Origin of the sequence: Microbacterium sp. MRS-1, from assembly GCF_000585455.1 — a bacterium.
Lineage (GTDB): Bacteria > Actinomycetota > Actinomycetes > Actinomycetales > Microbacteriaceae > Microbacterium > Microbacterium laevaniformans.
The window spans coordinates 1-1,093 of record NZ_JAUF01000102.1 but is presented as its reverse complement, the minus strand read 5'-3'; the positions used below and the strand labels follow the sequence as shown (position 1 = coordinate 1,093).

Below are 1,093 nucleotides of genomic sequence, written 5' to 3'. Positions count from 1 at the left end.
TGTACTTCCCCGTGACGTTGTGAACGCGGGCTGAGGGGGTCTGGCCTCCGATCCCGGTGTGGGGTCTGTGGTGATTGTAGTGATGCAGCCAGGTCTCGTATGCCGCGGCTCGCTCTGCTTCGCTGGCGTAGGGCTTGGCGTAGGCCCATTCGGCGGCGAGGGTGCGGTTGAAGCGTTCGACCTTCCCGTTGGTCTGCGGCCGATACGGCTTTGTCCACTTGTGCTTCACACCGTCGCCGAGCGCGTCCGCGAACGCGTGTGACCGGTAGCACGCGCCGTTGTCTGTCATCACGGCGGTGACCGTGACTCCGAGGCTCGCGAAGAACGCGTTCGCGCGGGTCCAGAACCCTGCCGCGGTCTCCTTGCGTTCGTCGTCGAGGATCTCCGAGTACGCGACTCTCGAGTTGTCGTCGACGGCGTGGTGCAGATACCGGTAGCCGCGGGAGCCGGCCGCTCCTGCCCGTGCGGCCTTGTCACGGACGGATCCCGCGGCACGGTCCTGCGCCGATCCGCGGCCGAAGGCGCGCCAGCCGCCGCCATCAGGGATCCGGCCCTGCTTCTTGATGTCGACGTGGATCAGCTGGCCCGGTCTTGCGACCTCGTACCGCTTCGGCGTCGGCTTGCGGACTGGCAGCCCGGTGGCCTGATCGATGTTCACGAGCTTCGGCATCCCATACCTGGCCAGCACCCGGCCGACCGTCGAGCGGGCAAGGCCCAGGTGATACGCGATCCGGTGCGGACCCCACCGGCGGGTGAACCGCAACGACACGATCCTCCGCTCCGTCTTCCGCGGGAGCCGGTTCGGCGAGGTCTGCGGCCTGAAGCTGCGGTCCGTCAACGGCAGCCCAGCCCGATACCGGTCGACCCACCGTTTCGCCGTCGCGGGCGAGCACTGGAACCGTTCCGCTGCCCGCCGCAACGACCAGCCCCGATCCACGACGAGGACAGCAAGACGACGACGCCCTTCCGGCGTCAAAGGCGCGTTAGCGTGAGACACGAAGACCTCCGTGGTCAGGATGCGAGTGTGGTAACCCACATCCTGCCCGGAGGTCTTCGCCTACCTCACCCGTTCACAACCTCCCGGGGAAGTACA

1 protein-coding gene is annotated in these 1,093 nt (G+C 67.3%); it reads right to left on the bottom strand.

Annotated elements, in window-relative coordinates:
* Positions 1-997, bottom strand: a 997-nt coding sequence (locus AS96_RS13860; RefSeq protein ID WP_155947604.1) for an IS481 family transposase, incomplete at its 3' end; no start/stop codon positions are given.
* Between the last annotated feature and the right edge of the window lie 96 nt (positions 998-1,093).